At 46.6% G+C, this 23,871-nt stretch carries 29 protein-coding genes; 13 read left to right on the top strand and 16 right to left on the bottom strand.

Features of this window, described 5'->3' with window-relative positions; all coding sequences use genetic code 11:
- Positions 1 to 58: 58 nt before the first annotated feature.
- The 5 genes from pruA to ERX40_RS00925 form a co-directional block, all read right to left on the bottom strand.
- Positions 59 to 1,603: an L-glutamate gamma-semialdehyde dehydrogenase gene (gene pruA / locus ERX40_RS00945; RefSeq protein WP_133416625.1), complete on the bottom strand. Its 1,545-nt coding sequence runs from the start codon at positions 1,601 to 1,603 to the stop codon at positions 59 to 61.
- Positions 1,604 to 1,769: 166 nt separating this feature from the next.
- Complete coding sequence (gene ygs / locus ERX40_RS00940; protein ID WP_424960712.1) at positions 1,770 to 2,135, bottom strand: S1 domain-containing post-transcriptional regulator Ygs; 366 nt, start codon at positions 2,133 to 2,135, stop codon at positions 1,770 to 1,772.
- Positions 2,136 to 2,202: 67 nt separating this feature from the next.
- Entirely contained in the window at positions 2,203 to 2,457 is a 255-nt protein-coding gene (locus tag ERX40_RS00935; protein ID WP_133416623.1) for a DUF1871 family protein, read from the bottom strand.
- Positions 2,441 to 2,647 (bottom strand): hypothetical protein, encoded by a 207-nt coding sequence (locus ERX40_RS00930; protein ID WP_133416622.1) that lies wholly within the window; start codon positions 2,645 to 2,647, stop codon positions 2,441 to 2,443. Before ERX40_RS00930 ends, ERX40_RS00935 begins: the two co-directional genes overlap by 17 nt.
- A 97-nt stretch (positions 2,648 to 2,744) precedes the next feature.
- Positions 2,745 to 3,338, bottom strand: coding sequence for a peptidylprolyl isomerase (locus tag ERX40_RS00925; RefSeq protein ID WP_133416621.1), 594 nt, complete (start codon positions 3,336 to 3,338; stop codon positions 2,745 to 2,747).
- 61 nt (positions 3,339 to 3,399) lie between these two features.
- On the opposite strand from ERX40_RS00925, the gene kapB reads away from it, so the two are divergent.
- From kapB to mnhG, 8 genes are all read left to right on the top strand, one after another.
- On the top strand, positions 3,400 to 3,774 hold the full coding sequence (kapB, locus tag ERX40_RS00920) for a sporulation phosphorelay system protein KapB (RefSeq protein WP_133416620.1): 375 nt from the start codon (positions 3,400 to 3,402) through the stop codon (positions 3,772 to 3,774).
- Positions 3,775 to 3,894: 120 nt separating this feature from the next.
- Positions 3,895 to 6,264, top strand: a complete 2,370-nt coding sequence (locus ERX40_RS00915) for a Na+/H+ antiporter subunit A (protein ID WP_133416619.1) — start codon at positions 3,895 to 3,897, stop codon at positions 6,262 to 6,264.
- Positions 6,245 to 6,673 (top strand): Na(+)/H(+) antiporter subunit B, encoded by a 429-nt coding sequence (locus ERX40_RS00910; protein WP_133416618.1) that lies wholly within the window; start codon positions 6,245 to 6,247, stop codon positions 6,671 to 6,673. Before ERX40_RS00915 ends, ERX40_RS00910 begins: the two co-directional genes overlap by 20 nt.
- Positions 6,673 to 7,017, top strand: coding sequence for a Na(+)/H(+) antiporter subunit C (locus ERX40_RS00905; RefSeq protein ID WP_133416617.1), 345 nt, complete (start codon positions 6,673 to 6,675; stop codon positions 7,015 to 7,017). Before ERX40_RS00910 ends, ERX40_RS00905 begins: the two co-directional genes overlap by 1 nt.
- The gene (locus tag ERX40_RS00900; protein WP_133416616.1) at positions 7,004 to 8,476 is read left to right on the top strand and encodes a Na+/H+ antiporter subunit D; all 1,473 of its coding nucleotides are present in this window, start codon (positions 7,004 to 7,006) and stop codon (positions 8,474 to 8,476) included. The genes ERX40_RS00905 and ERX40_RS00900 overlap by 14 nt, the downstream gene beginning before the upstream one ends.
- A complete protein-coding gene (locus tag ERX40_RS00895) occupies positions 8,476 to 8,955 on the top strand; it encodes a Na+/H+ antiporter subunit E (protein ID WP_133416615.1) in 480 nt (159 codons plus the stop codon). The genes ERX40_RS00900 and ERX40_RS00895 overlap by 1 nt, the downstream gene beginning before the upstream one ends.
- Positions 8,952 to 9,236: a Na(+)/H(+) antiporter subunit F1 gene (locus ERX40_RS00890; RefSeq protein WP_133416614.1), complete on the top strand. Its 285-nt coding sequence runs from the start codon at positions 8,952 to 8,954 to the stop codon at positions 9,234 to 9,236. The genes ERX40_RS00895 and ERX40_RS00890 overlap by 4 nt, the downstream gene beginning before the upstream one ends.
- Positions 9,217 to 9,558, top strand: coding sequence for a monovalent cation/H(+) antiporter subunit G (mnhG, locus tag ERX40_RS00885; RefSeq protein WP_133416613.1), 342 nt, complete (start codon positions 9,217 to 9,219; stop codon positions 9,556 to 9,558). Before ERX40_RS00890 ends, mnhG begins: the two co-directional genes overlap by 20 nt.
- Before the next feature lie 43 nt (positions 9,559 to 9,601).
- On the opposite strand, the gene ERX40_RS00880 is transcribed toward mnhG, so the two are convergent.
- The 7 genes from ERX40_RS00880 to ERX40_RS00850 all read right to left on the bottom strand — a co-directional run bounded on the left by ERX40_RS00880 (position 9,602) and on the right by ERX40_RS00850 (position 14,855).
- Positions 9,602 to 9,967 (bottom strand): PaaI family thioesterase, encoded by a 366-nt coding sequence (locus ERX40_RS00880; protein WP_133417569.1) that lies wholly within the window; start codon positions 9,965 to 9,967, stop codon positions 9,602 to 9,604.
- Positions 9,968 to 10,016: 49 nt separating this feature from the next.
- Entirely contained in the window at positions 10,017 to 11,327 is a 1,311-nt protein-coding gene (locus tag ERX40_RS00875) for a Na+/H+ antiporter family protein (RefSeq protein WP_133416612.1), read from the bottom strand.
- Positions 11,328 to 11,385: 58 nt separating this feature from the next.
- Entirely contained in the window at positions 11,386 to 12,351 is a 966-nt protein-coding gene (locus ERX40_RS00870) for a hypothetical protein (protein WP_133416611.1), read from the bottom strand.
- 11 nt (positions 12,352 to 12,362) lie between these two features.
- The gene (locus ERX40_RS00865; protein WP_133416610.1) at positions 12,363 to 12,683 is read right to left on the bottom strand and encodes a YuiB family protein; all 321 of its coding nucleotides are present in this window, start codon (positions 12,681 to 12,683) and stop codon (positions 12,363 to 12,365) included.
- A 242-nt stretch (positions 12,684 to 12,925) separates the two neighbouring features.
- On the bottom strand, positions 12,926 to 14,143 hold the full coding sequence (locus ERX40_RS00860; RefSeq protein ID WP_133416609.1) for an NAD(P)/FAD-dependent oxidoreductase: 1,218 nt from the start codon (positions 14,141 to 14,143) through the stop codon (positions 12,926 to 12,928).
- Between the two features lie 108 nt (positions 14,144 to 14,251).
- Positions 14,252 to 14,608, bottom strand: a complete 357-nt coding sequence (locus tag ERX40_RS00855) for a HesB/IscA family protein (RefSeq protein ID WP_243712878.1) — start codon at positions 14,606 to 14,608, stop codon at positions 14,252 to 14,254.
- Positions 14,609 to 14,618: 10 nt separating this feature from the next.
- On the bottom strand, positions 14,619 to 14,855 hold the full coding sequence (locus tag ERX40_RS00850; RefSeq protein ID WP_133416607.1) for a YuzB family protein: 237 nt from the start codon (positions 14,853 to 14,855) through the stop codon (positions 14,619 to 14,621).
- A 109-nt stretch (positions 14,856 to 14,964) separates the two neighbouring features.
- Between ERX40_RS00850 and ERX40_RS00845 the strand changes: the two genes are divergently transcribed.
- On the top strand, positions 14,965 to 16,029 hold the full coding sequence (locus tag ERX40_RS00845) for an NAD(P)/FAD-dependent oxidoreductase (protein ID WP_133416606.1): 1,065 nt from the start codon (positions 14,965 to 14,967) through the stop codon (positions 16,027 to 16,029).
- Positions 16,030 to 16,063: 34 nt separating this feature from the next.
- On the opposite strand, the gene ERX40_RS00840 is transcribed toward ERX40_RS00845, so the two are convergent.
- Positions 16,064 to 16,387, bottom strand: a complete 324-nt coding sequence (locus ERX40_RS00840) for a YuzD family protein (RefSeq protein WP_133416605.1) — start codon at positions 16,385 to 16,387, stop codon at positions 16,064 to 16,066.
- An 80-nt stretch (positions 16,388 to 16,467) separates the two neighbouring features.
- On the opposite strand from ERX40_RS00840, the gene ERX40_RS00835 reads away from it, so the two are divergent.
- The 4 genes from ERX40_RS00835 to ERX40_RS00820 all read left to right on the top strand — a co-directional run bounded on the left by ERX40_RS00835 (position 16,468) and on the right by ERX40_RS00820 (position 21,635).
- Positions 16,468 to 16,710 (top strand): NifU family protein, encoded by a 243-nt coding sequence (locus ERX40_RS00835; RefSeq protein ID WP_133416604.1) that lies wholly within the window; start codon positions 16,468 to 16,470, stop codon positions 16,708 to 16,710.
- A 103-nt stretch (positions 16,711 to 16,813) separates the two neighbouring features.
- The gene (bioB, locus tag ERX40_RS00830; RefSeq protein WP_133416603.1) at positions 16,814 to 17,812 is read left to right on the top strand and encodes a biotin synthase BioB; all 999 of its coding nucleotides are present in this window, start codon (positions 16,814 to 16,816) and stop codon (positions 17,810 to 17,812) included.
- A 164-nt stretch (positions 17,813 to 17,976) separates the two neighbouring features.
- A complete protein-coding gene (gene fdhF, locus ERX40_RS00825) occupies positions 17,977 to 20,934 on the top strand; it encodes a formate dehydrogenase subunit alpha (protein ID WP_133417568.1) in 2,958 nt (985 codons plus the stop codon).
- Positions 20,934 to 21,635 (top strand): helical membrane plugin domain-containing protein, encoded by a 702-nt coding sequence (locus tag ERX40_RS00820; protein ID WP_133416602.1) that lies wholly within the window; start codon positions 20,934 to 20,936, stop codon positions 21,633 to 21,635. The genes fdhF and ERX40_RS00820 overlap by 1 nt, the downstream gene beginning before the upstream one ends.
- Before the next feature lie 48 nt (positions 21,636 to 21,683).
- Here the strand turns inward: ERX40_RS00820 and ERX40_RS00815 are convergent, their stop codons facing one another.
- The 3 genes from ERX40_RS00815 to ERX40_RS00805 are packed head-to-tail and all read right to left on the bottom strand — an operon-like array spanning position 21,684 to position 23,852.
- A complete protein-coding gene (locus ERX40_RS00815) occupies positions 21,684 to 22,643 on the bottom strand; it encodes a 2-hydroxyacid dehydrogenase (protein WP_133416601.1) in 960 nt (319 codons plus the stop codon).
- Positions 22,640 to 23,428: a TIGR01457 family HAD-type hydrolase gene (locus ERX40_RS00810; RefSeq protein ID WP_133416600.1), complete on the bottom strand. Its 789-nt coding sequence runs from the start codon at positions 23,426 to 23,428 to the stop codon at positions 22,640 to 22,642. The genes ERX40_RS00815 and ERX40_RS00810 overlap by 4 nt, the downstream gene beginning before the upstream one ends.
- A complete protein-coding gene (locus ERX40_RS00805) occupies positions 23,415 to 23,852 on the bottom strand; it encodes a DUF86 domain-containing protein (RefSeq protein WP_133416599.1) in 438 nt (145 codons plus the stop codon). The genes ERX40_RS00810 and ERX40_RS00805 overlap by 14 nt, the downstream gene beginning before the upstream one ends.
- Between the last annotated feature and the right edge of the window lie 19 nt (positions 23,853 to 23,871).

The raw sequence follows: 23,871 nt of genomic DNA, 5'->3' as shown, positions 1-23,871 counted from the left end.
TCTCCTTTTAGTAAAAAAGTAGTGCTATCAAGCACTACTTTTTATTTTTTGATATCCCTTACAGCATTTCAGATGACGTACGACCTTGCATGTGAAGGACTAAGTAGTCTGGACCGCCCGCTTTAGAGTCTGTCCCTGACATTTTGAAGCCACCGAATGGCTGGTAGCCGACGATTGCGCCTGTACAGCCACGGTTGAAGTAAAGGTTACCAACCATGAAGTCACGACGTGCTTCTTCTAAATGTTCACGGTTATTTGTAATAACAGCGCCTGTTAATCCGTAGTCTGTGTCATTCGCAAATTGAATCGCTTCAGTGAAGTCTTTCGCTTTAGCGATACCGACAACCGGTCCGAAGATTTCTTCCTGCATGACGCGGTCATCATGTTTAAGATCAACGAATACAGTAGGATGAGCAAAGTGGCCTTCTGTTTCATCTGTTGTACCACCGACAAGAAGTGTTCCTTCCTGCTTACCGATTTCAATGTATTCTTTGATTTTGTTAAGAGAACCCTCGTCGATGACTGGACCCATGAAGTGTTCGTTTGTTTCCGGATTACCGACTGTTAATTTTTCAGTCTTCTCCTTCACTTTCGCCACGACTTCATCGTAGACATCTTCAACGATGATGACACGTGAACATGCTGAACATTTCTGTCCTGAGAAACCGAATGCAGATTTCACGATTGATTCAGCTGCAAGCTCAAGGTCTGCTTCTGAGTCAACGACGATTGTATCTTTACCGCCCATTTCAGCGATGACACGTTTAAGGTTCAGCTGTCCTTCGTGTACTTTAGCTGCACGCTCGTAGATATGGACACCGACATCACGTGAACCTGTGAATGAGATAAAGCGTGTATCTACATGGTCAACGATGAAGTCACCGATATCGCGTGAAGAACCCGGAATGAAGTTCACAACGCCTTTAGGCATACCCGCTTCTTCCAGCACTTCCATGAATTTATAAGCTACGACTAATGTGTTTGATGATGGTTTTAACAGGACTGTGTTACCTGTCACAAGGGGCGCAACTGTCGTACCCGCCATGATTGCGAACGGGAAGTTCCAAGGTGAGATGACAACACCCACACCTAATGGAATGTAGTCATAACGGTTGAATTCACCTGGGCGGCTTTCAACTTTTACACCGTCTTTGAGGCGTAACATCTCACGACCGTAGAATTCAAGGAAGTCGATTGCTTCCGCTGTATCTGCATCTGCCTCATTCCAAGGTTTACCTGCTTCTTTGATCAACAGGGCTGAGAACTCCCATTTGCGGCGGCGGATGATCGCAGCAGCACGGAATAAAACGTCAGCACGGAATTCAGGTGTAGATTTTCTCCAGGTTTCAAATGTTTCTTTCGCAACAGCCATCGCTTTTTCAGCGTGCTCCTGCGTTGCTTTTGAAATGAAACCGATTGTTTCATCTTTTTTAGACGGGTTGTATGAACGAACTTTATCTTCTGTCATGATGCGTTCGCCACCGATGATCAGCGGATAGTCCTGTCCTAAATAGCTGTTTACTGTTTCAAGGCCTTTTTTCATTGCTTCCTGATTTTCTGAAGCAGTAAAATCAGTGAATGGTTCGTGTTTGTATGGAATCATTATAGTATCCTCCTAAATTTAGGTTCATAGAAAACCCTTACATCATTAATAATGAACAAAAAGTGTCGTAAGTTCAAGTCCTTTGCAACAAAAAGACATAAATTTTTTATACTGTCCTTCCGGAGAAATCATAAAAAAGAACATCCCCTTTTTCCAGATGATGTCCTTATAATTGTTCAGCTTTCGCCAGCCATTCAGGCAGCTTCTGTCTGAGCGATTCAAAGCCGATTGATTGATCCTGACTGATTTCATCCAGCACGGATTTCTTTTCTTTTTTACGTTCCTGACGTCTGAAATAATCATTCTCCTTCAGCGTCAGATTCAGTTTGCCGTCTGCCGCGACGTCCAGTATCTTTGCCTTTACCGTCTGGCCGACTGACAGAAAGACATTCAGATTATGGATATAGTCATTCATCACTTCCGAGATATGAATCAGTCCTTCTACATGGTCCGGTGTCTCGACAAACGCACCATAAGGCTGAATCCCTGTGACTTTCACTTTGACAAACTGGCCTTTACGATATTTCACCATGATCGATTCCCCCCTTTCTCTCTTTACTTCATACTCATAATTGTATCATAAAGAGCAGGGGGGGAAACTATAATTCACATGTCTGATTCAGCTGATCCACTCGACTTAAGATAGCCTCTACTTCTTCAGCTGAGGGCGCTGCATCAAAGGAATAGCTGTAGATGGACTGGATCGCACGGATGGTCTCGTCACGGTCCTTCTTCTGATGAATCACATCCATGCAGTCAAATACTTCCTGATCACCCATCGTCGCATCCTCAAAGTGCATCGGATTCCACGATGCAAGCAGTTTATAAAGTTCGATATTAAACGCGGCGTTCATTCTTCAGGTCCTTGTCTTCCAGACGTTTCAGGACGTCCTCTTCAAATGCTTTCATCTTCTCTTCTTCTTTAGAAGCATGGTTCTTGAAAAAACGGAATGTTAGATAAGCGAGCAGCATAAAGACAGCAAGAGAAAAGACAGCAGGGATGTATTCCAGTTTATTTTCTGGAAAATATAAAAATTCCATCATGATTCATCATCTCCTAATCCCTAGCATTATAGCATGCTGAAAAAGCAAAAAAGTCAATAAGTCATGAACATTTCATGACTTATTGACTCACTCAGAATTACTTGATGATCTCCACTTTTTCGATAATGACAGGGTCAACCGGTTTATCCTGAGGACCCACTTTGACGTCAGCAATGGCTTCCAGTACATCAAGCCCTTCGATCACCTGACCGAATACTGTATGTTTCTGATCAAGCCATGGTGTGCCCCCTTTTTCAGCGTATGCTTCAACGATCTCCTCAGGCCAGCCACCCTGCTTAAGCTGCGACAGCATCTGTGCAGGCACTTCTTTCATCTGAACGATGAAGAACTGAGAACCGTTCGTATTAGGTCCTGCGTTCGCCATTGATAATGCACCATAAAGATTAAAAGCTTCCGTAGAGAATTCATCTTCAAATGAATCACCGTAGATGCTTTCGCCGCCCATACCTGTACCAGTCGGATCGCCCCCCTGGATCATAAAGTCGTTGATGACGCGGTGGAAAGTGATGCCTTCGTAATAACCTTTCTCAGCGAGACCGATAAAGTTCTCAACTGTTTTAGGTGCCACTTCAGGAAATAATTTAATTTTCATCGATCCTTTAGATGTCACAAGGTTGACTGCACGTTCATTTTCTGAAATTTCTGTGTTTAATTGCGGGAATTGAGTCATGATTAGCGCTCCTTCATGATATGATAAGTACCATAATATATTAACATAAAGGATGATGAATATGTATTATCAACTCCCATTCAAAACAGGACGCTACGTGGTCGAACAGCTCGGCGACCATCCAAATGGCACTTTAGTTCAGGTGCTGGCAGTGATTCATCACCCGAAGCAAGGCGACCTGCATGCGCCGGATGAGTCACCTGTCTTCTTCCATGAAAGAAAGGCACTTGCCTACCGTGAGAAACGCATTGTGCATCCGAACCTGCTGAAACCATTTGACGAGGAACTGCCGCATTACAATGAATCGCTGAAAGCTGCAGTCCTTCGACTGGAAGAGAAATTACAGGCTGAAGATACCGACTATAACAGACAGGCGCGCCGTGCGCTGAGCAATTTGAAAGACGAATATCATCGCTATCACTCTATTCAATTTTGACGTTTCTGTGAACAACTATGTCGTTTCTTCCTATTTAAGATTTCCGGTACATCATAGCATACCTGGTTTGATGCCACGGGATTTTTCGTTATACTTATAGTTAAGCTAAGGAGGTTTATTATGCATTTATTACAGCTGGCAGTCCTGCTGCCCTTTATCGGTGCAGTTCTGGTACCCGTCTTCTATTCCTATATGAAGCGTCTTCATCCAGGTATTGTTGCACTGATATTTCCAGTAGCGGCGGCGGCACTGCTTATCATTTCAAGACTATCAGGACAGGCAGAAAGTCATTTCGCCTGGATGCCGAGACTGGGTCTCAATCTTGATTTTAATTTAGATGGCTTCGCCTTTTTATTCACGATGCTGATCACGGTCATCGGCGCGCTTGTCATCTTCTACTCCGTCCATTATTTAGGACGTCGTGAGGCGCTCGGTCATTTCTACTGTTACCTGCTTATTTTTATGGGTGCGATGCTCGGTGTCGTCTTAAGCGACAATGTGCTCAGCCTCTACATGTTCTGGGAGCTGACCAGTATCTCCAGTTTCCTGCTGATTGCTTTTTGGAACCATAAGGAAAAGTCGATACAGGGTGCACTCAAATCCATGCTGATTACCGTATTCGGTGGTCTGATGCTGCTCGGAGGACTACTGACACTTGTCAGCATCACGCACACATTCAGTATCCGTGAGATGCTCACGATGACGAATGTGATAGCCGGGTCACCGCTCTTTACAGTGGCACTCGTCTTCATTCTGCTCGCTGCTTTCACGAAGTCCGCACAGTTCCCGTTCCATATCTGGCTGCCGGATGCGATGGAGGCCCCGACACCAGTCAGTGCTTATCTGCACTCAGCGACCATGGTTAAAGCGGGTATCTACCTTGTAGCAAGGTTCACGCCTGTTTTTGCGGTGGCACCGCTCTGGATCTATGCTGTGACATTCGCAGGAGCGGTCACCCTCTTCTGGGCATCGTTCAATGCGGTCAAACAGCGGGACTTAAAAGGTGTCCTCGCTTATAGTACCGTCAGTCAGCTTGGACTGATGATGACACTGCTTGGTATCGGTGGCATCAGTCTGCATTATCATCACGACGAAATCTTCTACATGAGTATCGCAGCCTGTGTATTCCATATTTTCAACCATGCCTCATTCAAAGGTGCCCTCTTCATGGTGGTGGGTATCATCGACCATGAGACAGGTACACGGGACCTGCACAAACTGGGCGGCCTGATGCAGGTCATGCCCATCACTTTCACAGCCGCTGTTATCGGCGCGTTAAGTATGGCGGGTGTACCGCCGTTCAACGGCTTCCTCTCTAAGGAGATGTTTCTGTCCAGCATGTTTGATTCAAGTGAAAGTGCGCTCTTCAACCCAGTGCTGGTGTTTGTACTGCTCGCACTGGTTATCATCGGCAGTATCTTCACCTTCATTTATTCCGTGAAGCTGCTGAAAGATGTCTTTCTCGGTGAACGACACGCTCTGCCGAAGGAAGCGCACGAAGCACCGCTTGCCTTTCTCGCGTCTCCACTGATTCTGATCACAATCGTTGTTGTTACAGGTCTCATCCCTAATATACTCGCACCGATGATTGAGGCAGCATCGAGTGCTGTCTTGAATAAGCCGGTCGACCACCTGCATATCGCACACTGGCATGGCATCAATCCGGCGCTGCTGACAACGCTCACCATCTTCGTGCTCGGTACGTTAATGGTGCTCTATTTCTCTAAATGGAAGTCTGTCTACAAACTGCAGCCTGAACACTGGACGTTCAACACACTGTATCAGTCAGCGCTGAAGAATTCCGAGCATCTGTCCTATAAGATCAACCATTCAGTCATCGCAGGGGGCAGTCGTCTGCATCTCGTACTGATTTTTGGTACATTCATCGTTCTGACTGCCCTCGCGCTGCTTTTTGCGCCGACCGGCTTCGGGAAGTGGCAGCTGGCTGATATCCGTATTTATGAGCTGATACTCGTCATCATCATCTTAGTGGCGACCTATATGGTCGTCATCGCAAAGTCAAGAATCTTCAGTATCATCATGCTGAGTGCAATCGGTTATTCTGTCGGTCTCTTCTTCGTGTTCTTCAATGCACCCGACATCGCACTGACTCAGCTGACGATAGAAACGATCTCAACAGCGCTTTTCCTGATGTGTTTCTTCCATCTGCCGAAACTGACGTTATACGGCGAAACAGCAAAATTCAAACTGCATAACGCAGCTATTGCTATTCTGACCGGGCTCAGCGTTATCGTCATCGGGCTTATCGCTTACGGACACCGCTACTATCCTTCCATCAATGAATATTACATCAAGAACGTCTACGAACTCGCAGCGGGTAAAAATATGGTCAACGTCATACTCGTCGACTTCCGCGGATTCGACACCTTGTTTGAATCGGCTGTACTTGGTATTGCCGGTATCGGCATCTATACATTGATTAAACTACGTTACAGAAAGGATGACTCTAATGAACAAACAGAGAAATGATGTCATTCTCCAGTTCAGCACACTGGTCATCTTCTTCATCATCATCATGTTCAGTTTCTCCATCTTTCTTGGAGGACACTATACGCCGGGCGGAGGATTTGTCGGCGGCCTGCTCGTATCAGGTGCGCTCCTTCTCATCCTGATCGCTTATGATATCAGGACATTGAACCGCCTGCTGCCGATCGACTTTAAGATTGTAATCGCCTGGGGACTGACGTTCTGTTTCGCCACACCGTTTATCGCCCTTCTTAAAGGCGAGCCGTTCTTCAAGCATTACTACGGCGATCTTCATCTGCCGCTGTTCGGCGCCATTCACTGGCATACCGCTATGTTATTTGACATTGGTGTTATGCTCACTGTTATTGGCACATGCATGACCATCATCCTGACGATTGGAGAGAATGAATAATGGAAATAATCATGATTATATTAGCCGGCATTCTAGTCGCTGCAGCAGTCTATCTGATTCTGTCCAGAAGTCTCCTTCGGGTGATTATTGGTACTTCAGTACTGACGCACGCTGTCAACCTGCTGCTGTTATCGATGGGCGGTCTTAAGACAGGGGCGATACCCATTTACGGTGAGACAGTCAAACGCTACGTCGATCCGATTCCTCAGGCTCTTATACTGACCGCTATTGTCATCAGTTTTGCGATCACTGCTTTCTTTCTGGTACTTGCCTTCAGAAGCTATAAGGAACTTGGCACTGATAATCTAGCCGAAATGCGAGGTGTACCAGATGATGAGCAATAGTTTAGTCCTGCCGATTGTCATCCCTGCGATAATCGCAATTATATTGATTTTCATCGGCAAACAGCCTGTTATCAAACGTATCATTGCCTTTGCCGGCATGTTTATTACAGCAGTATGTGCTGCTTTCAACCTGATCAATATCAAGCAGCACGGCATCCAGATGCTGGAGCTCGGAAGCTGGCAGATCCCCTACAGTATTACGCTTTCTGTAGACCTTCTGTCAGCAGCCTTTGTCTTCACATCTTCAGTGATCATGCTCTTGATCATCGTTTATTCCTATCAGTCCATTTCGATTGAACGTGAGCGTTATTACTATTATGCTTCAGTCATGTTCATGCTTGCTGGTCTGAATGGTGCTTTTTCAACAGGTGATATATTCAATCTGTTCGTGTTCTTTGAAGTCTTCCTGATGAGTTCGTATGTGCTGATGATTATCGGTGGTACAAAAATTCAGCTGCAGGAAAGTATTAAATACATTCTAGTGAATGTGATTTCTTCTTCTTTCTTTGTTCTCGCTATAGCAATGCTTTATTCAGTCGTGGGTTCACTGAATATGGCTGATATCAGCTTAAAACTAGCCAAAATCGAGAACAACTCTATCATTACAATATGTGCTGTGATGTTCATCTTCGTTTTCGCGACGAAAGCCGGTATGTTTCCGCTCTATTTCTGGCTGCCGCATGCTTACTACGCACCACCGATTCCGATACTGACGATGTTCGGTGCACTGCTGACCAAGGTCGGTATCTATGCGATTATGCGGACTTATCCGCTCTTCTTCAGAACAGAAGTAGTGGAGAACATTCTGCTCACGCTTGCGATCCTGACCATTATTTTCGGCTGTATCGGTGCGCTCGCTTATCGTGATATGAAGAAGATTGTCATCTATAACATCATGATTGCTGTCGGTGTGATCATTGCCGGTGTCAGCATACTGACAACTGACAGCATGCTGGGGGCCATTTACTATATCTTCCATGATATCATCATCAAGGCGGCGCTCTTCATGCTGATCGGGATCATCATCCATATTACAGGTGAGACAGCTTATGACCGCTCGGGCGGCCTGATCAAAAAGTATCCGGTCCTCGGCTGGACTTTCTTCATCGCTACTTTATCACTCGCCGGCATTCCACCGCTCAGCGGCTTCTACGGCAAATATTATATCGTCAAAGCGTTGCTGAGTGAAAATCACGTGCTATCAGCGATTATAGTGCTTGTCAGCAGCCTGATCGTGCTCTATTCCGTCATAAGGATCTTCATCAATGTTTTCTGGGGTGAACCAAGTACAGCTGTTAAACACGCGCCCTATTCGAAAATGATGGTCGTCAGCTGCCTCATGACGTTACTGGCCGTCACTTTCGGTATCTATGCGGATTATTTATTCCCACTGTTTCATGAGGCGGCAGTGACTATCACCGATCCTTCTCAGTATACTCAGATTATGGAGGTGAAGTAATGGCGATACAAGCGTTGATCAACATACTCCTGACCGTACTATGGTGCCTGCTGACCATGTCATTCTCACTGGGTAATATGGTACTCGGTTATCTGTTCGGATTATTTGCTGTTTATATCATGCGAAATTTTCTACCGGGCCGCTTCTATCTGCGTCCCCTGTTTAAATCCATACGACTGGGCCTGATATTCTTTGCGGAGTTATTCAAGGCAAATATCGATGTGCTGAAGATTGTTCTTGGCAGAAAGATAGACATTCAGCCGGCATTTTTTGCTTATCCGACTGAACTGACTAAAGACTGGGAGATTTCACTCCTTTCGCTACTGATCACTTTGACACCGGGGACAGTGGTCGCTGCTGTCAGTGATGACAAGAAGACCCTTTATATTCATGCCATCGACTTTTCAACACTGGAAGAAGAAATAGAAGGCATTCGGACCTCTTTCGAGAATGCCATTAAGGAGGTGGGCGTTCGATGAAAATAGTTGCTGCAATTGGTCTCATCATTGTTTCAATCAGTATTCTCGGATTTCTCTACCGGGCGATCAAAGGACCGTCAATGGCAGACCGTGTCGTCGCTCTTGATGCGATCGGTATTGCACTGATGGCGGTCGTCGCCCTCTTCTCCATCCTGCTGAACACTCAGTATTACATCAGCATCATCATGCTGCTGGCTGTTCTGTCATTTCTAGGTACTGTGTCATTTGCAAAGTTTATGGATAAAGGAGAGATCATTGAATATGAGCGAGATGATTCTTAACGGTTTAGCGATTCTCTTTATTCTGGTCGGCTCCCTCTTCAGCCTGGTGTCTGCCATCGGATTGTTCAGACTGCCCGATGTCTATACCCGCGCGCATGCGGCAAGTAAGGCATCCACGCTAGGTGTCATGTTCATTATGGTGGGTGTCATGTTCTTCTTCCTAGGGAAAGACCATGTTTTCCAGCCATCACTCCTGCTCGCTGTCCTGTTCATCTTCATGACCGGTCCTATCGGCGGTCATCTAATCATGCGAAGTGCCTATAATAACGGCGTGAAGTATACGGACTCGACCATACGGGACGACCTGAAAGATGCAGAATAACAGAAAACCGATTCACCGTCTCGATGACGGCGAATCGGTTTTTTTATCGTTTCTCACGGATGGCAATCGTAGCGCGGGATATCGAGAGCAGTCGCTTATCCTCTGCTATCACGCGTACTTCCCAGACATGAGTAGACTGACCTTCATGAAGGATAACAGCGTGTGCAAAGACCCTGCCCTCCCGGACTGACGCGATATGATTGGCATTGACTTCAAGTCCGAATGCAAGCGTCGTCTTAAGGTCGATTAAATCTGCTGAACCAAGAGAAGCCGCCGTCTCACAGAGTGCGATGGTTGCCCCGCCGTGCAGATAACCGAACGGCTGACGCACTTTGTCCGTCACCGGCATACTGATGCATAGCTTGCCGGGTAACCGTTCTTCCAGCTTCATTTCAAAATTCGACAGCATATTCTGCCGCTCAAATAATTCCTCGATATTCACATCATCACCTCATGGTCTATAGTACCATGGCCGCGATATATCCGAAAATGAGGAGCGGTATATTAAAGAGCAGAAAAGTCGGTACACACGTGTCCCAGATATGGTCGTGCTGACCGTCTATATTCAGTCCTGCGGTGGGACCGAGCGTGGAGTCACTGGCAGGACTGCCCGCATCACCCAGCGCACCGGCCGTCCCGATGAGGCTGATAAGCGCAAGCGGACTGAGACCGATCTGCTGGCCAAATGGTATAAAGAGTGCGGCAATGATCGGAATCGTCGCAAAGGACGAGCCGATGCCGAGTGTGATGACGAGACCCGCAATCAGCATAAAGATGATGCTGAGTGACTTATCACCTTGAGTCAGTGTCACCATATTCTCAACAAGCGATTTGACCTGTCCGGATTCGTTCATCACACTCGCGAAACCATTCGCTGTCAGAAGAACGACTCCAATATAGGCCATCACCTTAATGCCGTTCACCAGCTCGTCATCCAGTGTCTTCCAGTCATATACCCGGAAAACGAAGAAAATAAGGATACCGGCAAGCGCACCGAAAATCATGGATTCCGTCAGGAGCTGCACAACAAAGGTCATGATTATAGCTAAAAGTGTAATGGTAACGGTATAGCGGCTGATATCCTTCACTTGAAAGGCTGCCACTTCAGTCTGACGGTATTCCCGTGGTTTATGATACAGGAATATACCGAGTGCAAGACCGATGATGAAACCCATTGATGGAATCAGCATCGCCTTCCAGATATCACCGAACTGAATGGCATAGTGAGCCTGATCAAACCCTTTTTTGATGATTTCATGGAAGATATGGCCGAAACCGAACGGCAGCAGTGTATAGGGAAAACAGAGACCGAAAGTCAGAACGACTGCCACCATCCGCCGATCCAGCTTCAGCTCATTGAACAGACTGAGCAGCGGCGGAATGACAATCGGAATAAATGCGATATGTATCGGAATCATATTCTGTGACATACAGGATAAGAGAGTGAGACTGACGATAATCAGAACTTTTGTCCAGACCCGCGCCTTCACTGTACTATCCTGTTTGATGAGACGGATGATCCGTCCCACAAAATAATCCGTGATACCACTATAGGAGATCAACGCAGCAAAACCACCAAGCAGCGCGTAACTGAGTGCCACCTCAGCGCCGTCACCGATACCTTCTGTAAAGTGACTGATCGTTTCCGTGAGACCCATACCGGCTGTCAGCCCCCCCACTAATGCGCCTATAAATAATGACAGCACGATATTCAGTCTGCAGAGACTGAGTATAATCATGATAAGAACAGCGAGTAAAACAGCATTCATAAAGACACCCCATTACTTTATCTTGGTAAAGTGATACCATACTAAAGTAATCTATTTCTTATGGGTTGTCAACCATCAGCATTTCCTGAATCAGCTCAACCTGATATTTAAGGGGTAACAGCTGACTGAACTCGGTAATCGTAAAGGTGCTGCCATAAGAGTCAGCAAAGTGATTCAGAGACAGGTTTTTCAGGTCCCGATATTTGGAAGGAAAAAGCGGATAATGCGGATTCTGCATGCGATATCTGATAGCTGTAGATGAGGGCCGTTCATTCCCGTACTGGGTCATCACTGAAGATTCGCCTCGTGCAAGTCCCAAGACCACAGGCTCGACTTTGTATTGTCTGCCGTAGTGCAGTGCGTCATAGATGATCGCCTCTCTTAACGAACTGAAATGAACAAGCTGACCATTCCGGGCGATACGCGCATCGTCAGTTTCTGAATCCTTGAAGTAAATCATCAGAACAACTGTAGCTGAACCGGCTGCCAGTAGTGAGCTGGGCAGTAGTTCAGGGTCCAGGACGATAAGGACGTTGTCAGCCGTTTCAGAAGCTGACCATTCAGATGCAGATATATTATGGGTCTTATAGGTCAGAGGTAGAAGCTGATACATCTGGTGTTCAGGCAGTTTTGTTTCTGTAAGCACAGTTGAAGGGATGGTTTCTGAATAGCCGATGACTTCACATTCCGGCCATTTATCTTTAATCGTCCAGTAAAGGCCTGAGACATCGATATAGGAATGAAGTGTCGTCAGATCAATGGTCAGTGGCTGTTCAATAAGGTAATAGGAGAGTCTCTCATGCAGCAACAGCTCATCTTCTGATGTATAGCGTTTCGGGTTCCCTGCTGGTATACCGATGAGCCTGTTATTGCCGGTCAAGTCGTCCAGTGTGTCCTCCTGCTGATGATAGTAATCCACAACGCGTTCATCCAGCCAGTCGATACCCGTTTGTCTGACCTGAGTGTACTGAAACGGTAAAAAGCACATATAGACTCTCTCTACATGTGCCTGTGGGTTTGTCATATTCATCACTCCTAAAACATAGTATAACCGCTCTTACGAAGATTTCTGATCACAATGCCGGCAGTCACTGCGCCGACAAGCCCTGCCGACAGCATGATGATATCTGCCGGCAGGAGGTGCGTGAGTCCGCGCCAGAGCTGGCTGAAGGCGTAGTGTGGCTTTAAAATATAATCAGCTGTTGAGATCTTATCTACAATCGCAAAGACCACGAACGGATAGAAGAACGTCATAATCCAGGTCGACTTAAGCAGCATATTTAAAATAAAGGCAATACCGAAAAATAAAACAAAGAATAATACAACACTGATGATTAACTGAACTAAGGCAGTCATTATTTCCTCCTCATGTTACAAAAAAAGTCATTGGCACTATTATAACATGGGGGCAGTGAAAATGAGACTCGAATTGATTCATTAATGACATATGGGAATGGGCCTATCGTCAGTTTCCTTGACATTCCGCCCGGAAATTCTCGCCGCTCGACTGCAGGTCATTTTCCGCGCCACAATCCAAGTCATCTCACAGCTACCACAAAAAAACGCAGTATCCATCAGGATACTGCGCTCAATTTATCTTATAAGAATTTACCTTTTTTGAATGCAACTCCGATACCACCGATTTTAAAGACGGCACGTGTATCGATTAATTTTTTCATGAATGCTGCTTTCTTACCCGTGATTTCTTTGCCCATAACGACACCCACACCGTCATGTGAGCCAAGTGAAGCAACTGTCCCTTTTTCACTGTAGACGAATGTGCCCAGTGGCTGGTTATTCAGTAATTTAACGATGGCATCAGCTGTGAATTCACCTTGCTGCATTGCAATCTGTGCTGTTGTCGGATAAGGACGTCTGTTGTCGCCTTCTCCGCCCATAACTGCTGAACAGTCACCGATGACGAAAATGTCATCGTAGCCTTCGATACGGTTGTCTTCACGGACGACGATACGTCCACGTTTGACACCTTCGAATGACTCTTCCATCAAGTGGCTGCCACGTACACCCGCAGCCCAGATCACTGTATTAGCGTAAAGCTGTTCTTCCTGCTCGCCGTTTTTCACGACGAAACCATTTTCGTTAGCAGCAACGATCGGTGTCGCGATCTTGAATTCAACGCCGCGTGCTTCCAGATAATCCACCACGTAGTTAACCAGTTCATCTGAGAACATCGGTAACATTTTAGGCGCTGCTTCTACACATGTCATCTTCACTTTTGATGGGTCGATACCATATTTCTTGCATAATTCCGGTACGCGTTCTGTTAACTCACCCAGTAACTCGATACCCGTGAATCCAGCACCGCCGACAAGAATCGCAAGGTCTTTATCGTCTTTGTCCGTGCTTTGTGCGTAATGTGCAAAACGTTCTTCGATATGTTTTGCGATACGACGTGATGTATGAATGTTTTCAATCTGGAAGGCATGTTCTTTCATGCCGCTGATTCCAAATGTCTCTGATTCGAAGCCAAGTGCCACAACTAAGATATCGAAATGGAACGTTCCGTTTGTAGTTTCAACCGTTTTTTCGTCGCGGTTGATTTTAGTGACTTCCGCTTTTACAAAATCTACTTTAGAGGCGTCAACGACACTTGCGATCGGATATAAAGCATCCTGATATTTCATTGTACCTGCTGATGCTTCATGTAACCATGTCGCTTCGTAGTGATAATCATTTTTATTGATTAGTGTGATATCACAGTCTTGTGCTGATACTTTTTTCTGTAATTTTGTGAGGGTCTGCAGACCGGCATAACCCGCTCCAAGAACCACTACTTTTTTTCTTTCAAAGCCCATTTTATTCACCCATCTTATTATGATATTATTGTGATTTATGTCACAAATTAAACCTAAATCATTCCACTTTAATAATAATATTAATAACAGGAATATTCAACATTTAAACTAACAGTTTTCGGGTGTTCCGGCTACGTCACGCGTTCTGAAGGAACTGCCGCAGCCACACGATGCGATGGCATTCGGATTATCAATCGCAAAGCCCCCGCCCATCAGAGACTGTTTAAAATCGACAACAGTCCCTTTCAATATCGAGGCATCTGTTTTATCAACAAGCACGTTCACGCCGTGAAATGTCAGAATATCGTCATTTTCGCCTGGTGCTTCCTCGGCACTCATACCATATGAGAGACCTGTACATCCTCCGCCCTTAACGGAAATCTTCAAGTAACCGTCAGGCATGCCATTCTTCGTCATCATATCTCTTACTTCAAAAGCTGCTGCTTCTGTTAATGTAATCGTCATATTCATCCTCCTAAAAAATCCAAGTTTCCTCTATGTGCTTATAAATGTTGGCAAGTAATTCGTCCGGACTCCCGCCTTCGACAAAATCGCCGTTGACCAGCGCATAAAGTCCGTCGTTACATTGTCCGCAGTATGTGAGACAGCCATACTCAAGACAGTCGATGTCCGGATCTTTGTCAAGCGCATCAAAAACAGTCTGTCCGCCTTTAGCCAGATTTGATATGCAGAATTCCACAATCGGATTCATGTCTCACCTCAATTTCCAGTTATCTGTACAAATAAATCGCATAATATATTATAATTTAAGCATACGGAAAAAAATAGGATTTTGACTCAGTAAAAAAAGGGGATAACTTATGAAGAATCTTGTTTTACTTGGTGGAGGCTACGGAAATATGCGCATTATGCAGCGCCTGCTTCCAGATGCATTGCCAGATGAATATACAATGACATTAATCGACCGCGCACCTTTTCATGGTCTGAAAACAGAATTCTATGCACTTGCTGCAGGAACAGAATCTGATAAAGATGTCCGTGTCGATTTCCCGAAGGACGCCAAACTGAACTTCGCTTATGGTGAGGTCACCGCAATTGACCTCGACAAACAGATTGTAACGATGGGTAAAACACATGTGGACTATGATGAGCTGATCATCGGACTCGGCTGTGAAGATAAATATCATAATGTGCCGGGCGCTGATGAATTCACTTACAGTATCCAGTCCATCATGCAGGCGCGTGATACCTACAGCGCAATTGCTGACCTCCCGTCAGGCAGCACGGTCGGAATCGTCGGTGCCGGCTTAAGCGGTATCGAGCTTGCCAGTGAACTGCGTGAATCACGTCCTGACCTTAACATTCAGCTCTTTGACCGCGGCGCCCGTATTCTGCCGGCCTTCCCTGAGAAGCTCAGCAATTATGTGAAGCGCTGGTTCGATCAGCATAACGTCGAAGTCATTCCGCATTCCAACGTTGTCAAAGTTGAACCCGGTAAACTTTATAATAATGATGTATCATATGACGTTGATCTGTGCGTATGGACAGCTGGCATCCAGCCCGTTGAAATCGTTCGCAATCTGCCGGTTGAATTCGGTGAAGGCAGCCGCGTGCGCGTCAATCAGTACCATCAGATCCCAACGCATCAGAACGTCTATGTGGTCGGTGACTGTGCGCTGCTGCCGCATGCGCCAAGCGCTCAGCTTGCTGAAGTACAGGCAGAACAGATTGTGGATGTGCTGAAGAAAGGATGGAAAGGCGAGGCATTACCAGAGACGATGCCGGAACTGAAGGTACAAGGCTTCCTCGGTTCCCTCGGCGACAAAGAAGGATTTGCCTTTCTTATGGACCGCACGGTGACAGGCCGACTGGCCAGACTGATGAAGTCAGGCGTGCTCTGGCTTTACAAATATCATAACGGTTAAAAAAAGAAAGGACTTTCGCCACGAAAGTCCCTTCTTATTTTTGTGATACAAAGTTTTTTTCGACGTATTTAGTGAGCTGCGGCAGCTGGATATAACCATCCGCAACGATTTCGTCATTCATCGTGATGAGCGGATAGAAAAGCTCATCATCCTGAATACGTTCAACAATGGATTGATCGTAATCTGAATGGCCGACTGTATCATTGATATCTATATAATTGAAAGTAAAATCCACTTGCCCGAATTTACGTTTCAAGTTTGGCTGCACCCAGTCAAATATATCTTTGGATGTCGGTGCGTTGACACAGCTTGCACAGACTAAGTCAGCACCGTATACATTTACTTTGACCTGTTCCATATGCATCCCCCTTAATTAATTGATCAATCTATGCTATAGTAATTATACTATCAGTAAGTAAATAATGAAAGGAGTCTATTATGACGACTGAACAGCAGACACAATTCGATCAGGTCAACGAGGTACTCGACAAATTACGTCCGTTTTTACTGCGTGACGGCGGCGACTGTGAGCTCGTTGATGTAGAGGACGGCATCGTGAAATTACGTCTTCTCGGTGCATGCGGGACATGCCCTTCATCTACCATCACTTTAAAAGCCGGCATCGAACGGGCATTACTTGAAGAAGTGCCCGGCATTGTTGAAGTTGAACAAGTATTCTAAGGACCGCTCATCAGAGCGGTCTTTTTTTACAGGCTATCTGTTGCTAAACCGTTATTGTTAACCTATTATTGTTATTAGTTAACGATTATAAGGAGGAAAAATAATGGGTATCGCACCGCGGATTATAGACGGCTACACACTGACGAAAGAAGAGGCACTCGAGATCCTGCATACGCCCGACAATCGACTGCTTTCGCTAATAGATGATGCCTACCAGATCCGTCATCATTACTACGGCAACAACGTCAAGCTCAATATGATACTCAATGCAAAGAGTGGTCTTTGCGCTGAGGACTGCGGTTACTGCGGTCAGTCAACGAAGGCAGATACAGGCTGCAGTCAGTATGCGCTTGTCGATGAACAGACACTCATCAGAGGAGCGGATGCCGCAGTGAATAATCAGATCGGCACCTACTGCATTGTCATGAGCGGACGTAAACCGACCAACCGTGAAGTGGAACGCGTCACCAGTGCCGTCGGGGAAATCAAGGCGCAGCATCCGGAGCTGAAAATCTGCGCCTGCCTTGGACTCGCGACAGATGAACAGGCAAAGAAGCTGAAGGCAGCAGGTGTCGACCGCTATAACCATAACATCAATACGAGTGAACGTTATCACGATGAGGTCGTGACGACACATAGTTACAAAGACAGAGTCAATACGATTGCTATCATGAAGGAGCATCATATCTCCCCGTGCTCAGGTGTCATATGCGGCATGGGTGAGACTGATGAGGATATCGTCAATATGGCATTCGCTCTGAAAGAAATTGATGCGGACAGTATCCCTGTCAATTTCCTGCATGCGATTCCCGGCACAAAATTCGAAGATAAAGATGAACTGACACCGAACCGCTGCCTTAAGATCCTCGCCCTCTTCCGATTCGTCAATCCGACCAAGGAAATACGCGTCTCCGGCGGCCGTGAAGTAAATCTGCGCACCCTGCAGCCGATGAGCCTTTATATCGCGAACTCCATCTTTGTCGGTGATTATTTAGTGACGAATGGTCAGCCGAACGCTGAGGATTATAGAATGATTCAGGACCTCGGATTTGAAATTGAACAGAACGCCTTCACGAACGATCCTTCATTGATTGAAGCTTAAAAAAGAATGGACAAATCCATTCTTTTTTCTTGTATAAGAGTAAATAGAAATAAAAGTTTCATTTTACATGGGGTAAAGATTGTATAAATGCTCAGAAAACTTATAATTAAGATAGGCATAAAGTTTTAAATACTGAATAGAGGGGTTTTTTTATGAGCGAAGTAATGACACAAACTGTCAGAATCACTTTGAACGGTTCACCGATGGAAGTCCCGGCAAGAGCTAATCTGCTGGACTATCTGAGATTCAAAGGCATTGAAGTGCCTGCTCTCTGCTACCATCCTGACCTCGGTGCTATTGAAACGTGTGACGCATGTATTATTGAAGTAAACGGGGAACTCGTGCGCGCATGTAGCACTGAACTGAAAGATGGCGATGTCGTCACAACAGGCACGAGCGATGCATTTGAAGCACAGATGATCGCGATGGACCGCGTCCTTAGAAACCACGAACTTTACTGTACAGTCTGTGACTTCAACAACGGTAACTGTACAATCCATAACACTGTCAAAAAACTTAGAATCGACCATCAGGCGACGCACCAGTCACCAAAAGGCGCACCGGTCAACCGCGGTAAATTCTATCGCTACGATCCTGACCAGTGTATCCTCTGCGGACGCTGTGTTCAGGCCTGTCAGAATGTACAGGTCAATGAGACTCTGATGATCGACTGGGAACTTGAACGTCCCCGCGTTATCTGGGACGGCAGCGGCTCTACTTTGATCGACGAATCATCATGTGTCAACTGTGGTCACTGTTCAACCGTCTGTCCATGTAACGCCATGATGGAGGTCGGCATGGAAGGCGAAGCCGGTTTCTTGACAGGCATGCTGAAAGATGCATTCCGTCCTGCTGTAGATGTGACAAAAGCTGTCGAAACAGGTTACACACCATTGATGGCTATCTCTGATATCGAAGCTGAGATGCGGGAGGACAGAATCAAGAAGACGAAAACCGTCTGTACGTACTGCGGTGTCGGCTGTTCTTTCGAAGTCTGGACAAAAGGCCGTGAAGTGCTCAAAGTCGAGCCTTCACCCGATGCACCGGCAAACCAGATCTCAACTTGTGTCAAAGGTAAATTCGGGTGGGACTTCGTCAACTCCGGCGAGCGCCTGACATCACCACTTATCCGTGACGGCGCTGAATTCCGTGAAGCAACATGGGAAGAAGCTTTCTCACTGATCGCGAAGAACTTCAAAGAAACCATTGAAAAACGCGGACCTGAGCGTCTTGCGTTCATCACTTCATCTAAATGTACAAATGAAGAGTCCTATCTGATGCAGAAACTGGCGCGTGCAGTCGTCGGTACGAACAACGTCGATAACTGTTCACGTTACTGTCAGTCCCCTGCGACAATGGGCTTATGGCGCACAGTCGGTTACGGGGGTGACTCTGGTTCCATCACGGATATCGGCAGTGCTGAACTGATCATCGGTATCGGTACCAACACAGCAGAAGCTCATCCGGTCATCGCGACACGTGTGAAAAGTGCGCAGAAAGTACGCGGCTCTAAGATTCTTGTCTCTGATATCCGTAAACATGAGCTCGCTGAACGCGCCGATATGTTCATCCGCCCTAACCCGGCTTCAGACTTAGTCTGGCTGAATGCAGTCTCTAAATACATCATCGATAATGACTGGCATGATAAAGCGTTCATCGACAAACATGTCAACAACTTTGATGAGTTAGTCGAAAGTCTAAAGCCTTACACAATCGACTACGCGGTTAAACATACCGGACTTACACGCGAAGAAATCATTGAAATTGCCAATATGATTCACGAAGCGAAATCAACAGTCGTGATGTGGGCGATGGGTATCACACAGCAGCGCGGTGGCAGTGATGCTTCTACAGCGATCTCCAACATGCTGCTCGTCACAGGTAACTACATGAAACCAGGTGCAGGTGCTTACCCACTCCGTGGTCATAACAACGTCCAGGGTGCGAGTGATATGGGCAGTATGCCGACTCACTTACCAGGCTACCAGAAGGTTGATGACGCTGAAGCGCTCGCTAAATTCAGTAAAGCATGGGGATGCGACCTGAATCCGGAAAAAGGTCAGAACAACCATCAGATGGTTGATGCGATGCATGACGGCGAACTCGATGTTCTTTACCTGAAAGGTGAAGATATGGGTATTGTCGATTCTAACGTCAATTATGTCCGTGCCGGCTTCGAGAAACTGAAGTTCATGGTCGTACAGGATATCTTCTTCTCTAAGACCGCTGAATACGCAGATGTCGTCTTACCAGCTGCACCAAGTTTCGAGAAAACAGGGACATTCTCCAACACCGAGCGCCGTATCCAGCGTCTGTATCAGGTGATGGAACCGCTTGAAGGCGCTAAACCTGACTGGATCATCATCCAGGAGATCGCAAACCGCTTAGGTGCCAACTGGAACTACAATCATCCAAGTGAAATCATGGACGAGATCGCGGCACTCACACCGATCTATGCAGGTGTCAACTATGATCGCTTAGAAGGCTTCAACAGCTTACAGTGGCCGGTCAACGCCGACGGGACAGATTCACCACTTCTTTTCACAGACGGCTTCCCGTTTGATGATAAGAAAGCAAGATTCGCGCCGGTTCACTGGACTGAGCCGACTGAATATCCTGAGGAATATGACATTCATGTCAACAACGGTCGTCTGCTTGAGCACTTCCATGAAGGTAACATGACTTATAAAGTCGAAGGACTGGTCATGGAAACACCGGAAACCTTCCTTGAAGTCTCCCCTGAACTTGCTGCAGAACGTGGCATTGAAGACGGGACACTTGTACGCCTGCAATCTCCGTACGGTAAAGTCGATGTCAAAGCTATCGTCACAGACCGCGTCTATGGTCACGAGGTATATCTGCCGATGAATGATTCCGGTGACGCTGCGATCAACTTGCTGTCAAGTTCAATCGCCGATAAAGATACTTCTACACCAGCCTACAAAGAAACGAAGGCGAAGATGATCATTCTGGATAAGGGCGGCAAGTCCCCTCTTCCTAAGACGAACTTCCGTTACGGCCACCGCGTACCACAGATGGGCGTAAGAGTTCAGGATAAATGGGCACGTCGTGATTACGTCTTCCCCGGCGATATCGTTAAAGAAAGAAGAGGTGCAAAATAATGGCACAGCCGACTACAGTCATTAGAAAAACAGCAGTTGATGTTGCAGCAGTCCGCGAAAAGGAATTACGTGAACTGGAAGATCAGCTCATCATGCATAAAGACACCCTGCATAAACTGTTCCGACTGCTCGATCAACTGGATGATCATGAAGTTATCAATGGTCTGAATGCGGCACTTGCTAAAAGTGACCCCATCCTGACGCGCGTTCTGAAAGCTGTCAACGAGACCGAGACAGATAAAGCCATTCGTAACGGTCTCCTGCTGGTGCAGGGACTCGGAAAATTCAACTTCTCTGAAATCGAACCGATGATCCTGAAGTTCAACAAAGGTCTTAAGCTGTCCACAGAATACAATCAGAACAAACCACTTGGCTGGTTGGGCCTGCTGAACGTTCTGACGAACAAGGATTTCGTTGAAGGCTCCATCGTGCTGACGAAATTCGTCAGAGGTTTCGGTACGAGCTTTGAGCAGCTGAAACAGGAACAGGGCATTGTTGATCCGGTTCATACGGATTCTGGTGAACTGCAGAACGCGAAAGCAGTCGAACTGCCAAGTAAAGCCGCTGAAACGAGAGAAGACCGAAATGCATCGGCAAAAACAAGCCGTGAAAAAAGACAGAGCAGCAACCCTAAAGTGAAGATGCTGGGTCTTGCAGCAGGTACTGCACTGACTATCGGCTCTATGCTGCTGAAAAAATAATATAGAATTGAAAGAGACCTGGAACTTAGTTCCAGGTCTCTTTTCATATTATTTCACTTTGACAGGTGTCTTTGGTTCCTCGCCCTTCATGATCTGCTTCGCATTATCCACACAGAGCTGAATCATCGCATCACGTGTCTCAACTGTCGCACTGCCGATATGAGGCAGCACCACAATACGTTTCTCATCCAGGAAAGGATGATCATCCTGAATCGGTTCCTGACGGAGAACATCGAGTCCTGCTGCTGCGATTTCTCCTGCCTGAACGGCCGCGAGCAGGTCTTCCTCAACCACGTGTCCTCCGCGTCCGATATTGATGAAGATGGCATCGCCCTTCATCCGGTTGAATGCGTCCTTATTGAAGATCTCCTTTGTCTCCTCGGTCAGCGGTGCTGTACAGACGACGTAATCCGACTGAAGCAACTCGCTGAAATCGACATGACGGGCACCCAGTTCCCGTTCCGCATCCTCGTGTCTTGAACGCGTGTTGTACATGATATCCATACCAAATGCCTTACAGCGTCGTGCAAAGGCTGTACCGATCGATCCCATACCGAATATACCGACTGATTTACCCGCTACATCTTTGCCGGCCATCATATAAGGTTCCCAGCCCTGCCACTCACCCTTCTGAACAAGTTCGGCCGCTTCTACAATACGTCTTGCCGTGACGAGCATCAATGTGAAAGCAAGTTCAGCCGTTGTCTCAGTCAGCACGTCAGGTGTATTGCAGACTGTAATATTATTTTCATTTGCATATCTGACATCGATATTATCAAAGCCGACAGCGAGATTGATCACGGCTTTCAGGTTCTCACATGCATCCAGGTATTCCCGGTCGACCTTGTCACTCATCATCGTGATGACCACGCCTGCATCACGACTCTCCTCGATAAATTTGTCCCGCGGCATCGGTTGCAGCGTGTCGTCATGCATGACGACTTCTGCTGCTTCCTTCAGTTCATCAATGAATCGCTCCGGAATCTGTCTGGTCACTAAGATTTTCATAGGCCGCCCTCCTTATACATCTCGATGACTTCATTCAGATTCTTAACGGAATACGTCGGCGGGACTTCCTCAGCCATCACGGCATCATAAGTGGAGACGCCGGTCTGAACGTGCAGGGTATCAATGCCGCTGTTGATGCCTGATAAGATATCTGTCATATAGAGGTCACCGATCATCACGAGGTCTTCTTTCGGTAGATTGATCATTTCCACTGCCTTATTCATGATATGCACTGCCGGTTTGCCGATGAACGTCGGCTCCACGTCAGTCGCCACCGTCAGAACGCTGGTCAGAGCCCCGTTTCCAGGCAGGAGTCCGCGCTCACTCGGTAAGGTACGGTCAGGGTTCGTTGAGATGAACTTCGCACCGTTACGGATGGCAAGTGCTGCCGTCGCGTATTTATCATAGGTGATAGCTGTATCGAGACCGATCACCACATAATCTGCTTTCTCACCCTCTACGATGTTAAGCCCCGCTTCAGAGAGTGCAGTTCTGATACCTTTACCGCCGATGCAGCAGACATCCGCTCCCGGTTGCTCGTCCGCGATATACATCGCTGTCGCCATGGCTGAGGTCACGACATTGTCAGCTGTACAGTAGAAGCCCATGTCCGTCAGTTTCTTCGCGACTTCGTCAGGTGTCTTTGATGCATTGTTTGTGACAAACAGATAGGGAAGATTTCCTTCATGCAGGTAATCAATGAATTCTTTCGCCCCCTCAATAATACGTGTTCCTGCATACATCGTACCGTCTAAATCCAGCAGATAACCTTTATACTTCTTCATTTTTCGCTCCTTTTCCGAATGCGGATACCGGTCCGAGCTCGCGTTCTATAAATCTCTTCACTGCGGGCTGGAACTGCTGATAGGCATCCAGATTCTCTTCAAATATCTGTTTAAGCTGAACGTGATCAACTGTCGTATAATCACGCACCACCCATTGTCTTAATGGTAATGTCGCTGAGATTTTCTTTGCGTCACCTGTCGTGATGACGTTCTCCATCTCCATGATATCCATGACATCCTGATAACTTCCCGGGTCGCGCATAATGAAGCCGTCAATCATCATATTACCGACATCGACCGTACTTTCAATCAGCATATGACAGATGCGTTCCAGCGCATAGCCTTCCGCTTCCTTGAAGTCTTCTGTCAGACCTGTTATATAGTTCAGCTTCTGTTCCAGTTCATCTCTATCCACAAAATACATCGCAATCGCCTCCTCCTCT

Origin of the sequence: Macrococcus carouselicus, assembly GCF_004359515.1 — a bacterium.
Taxonomy (GTDB): domain Bacteria; phylum Bacillota; class Bacilli; order Staphylococcales; family Staphylococcaceae; genus Macrococcus; species Macrococcus carouselicus.
Note: the sequence above shows the minus strand (reverse complement) of the source record. Positions and strands in the feature narration are given on the sequence as shown.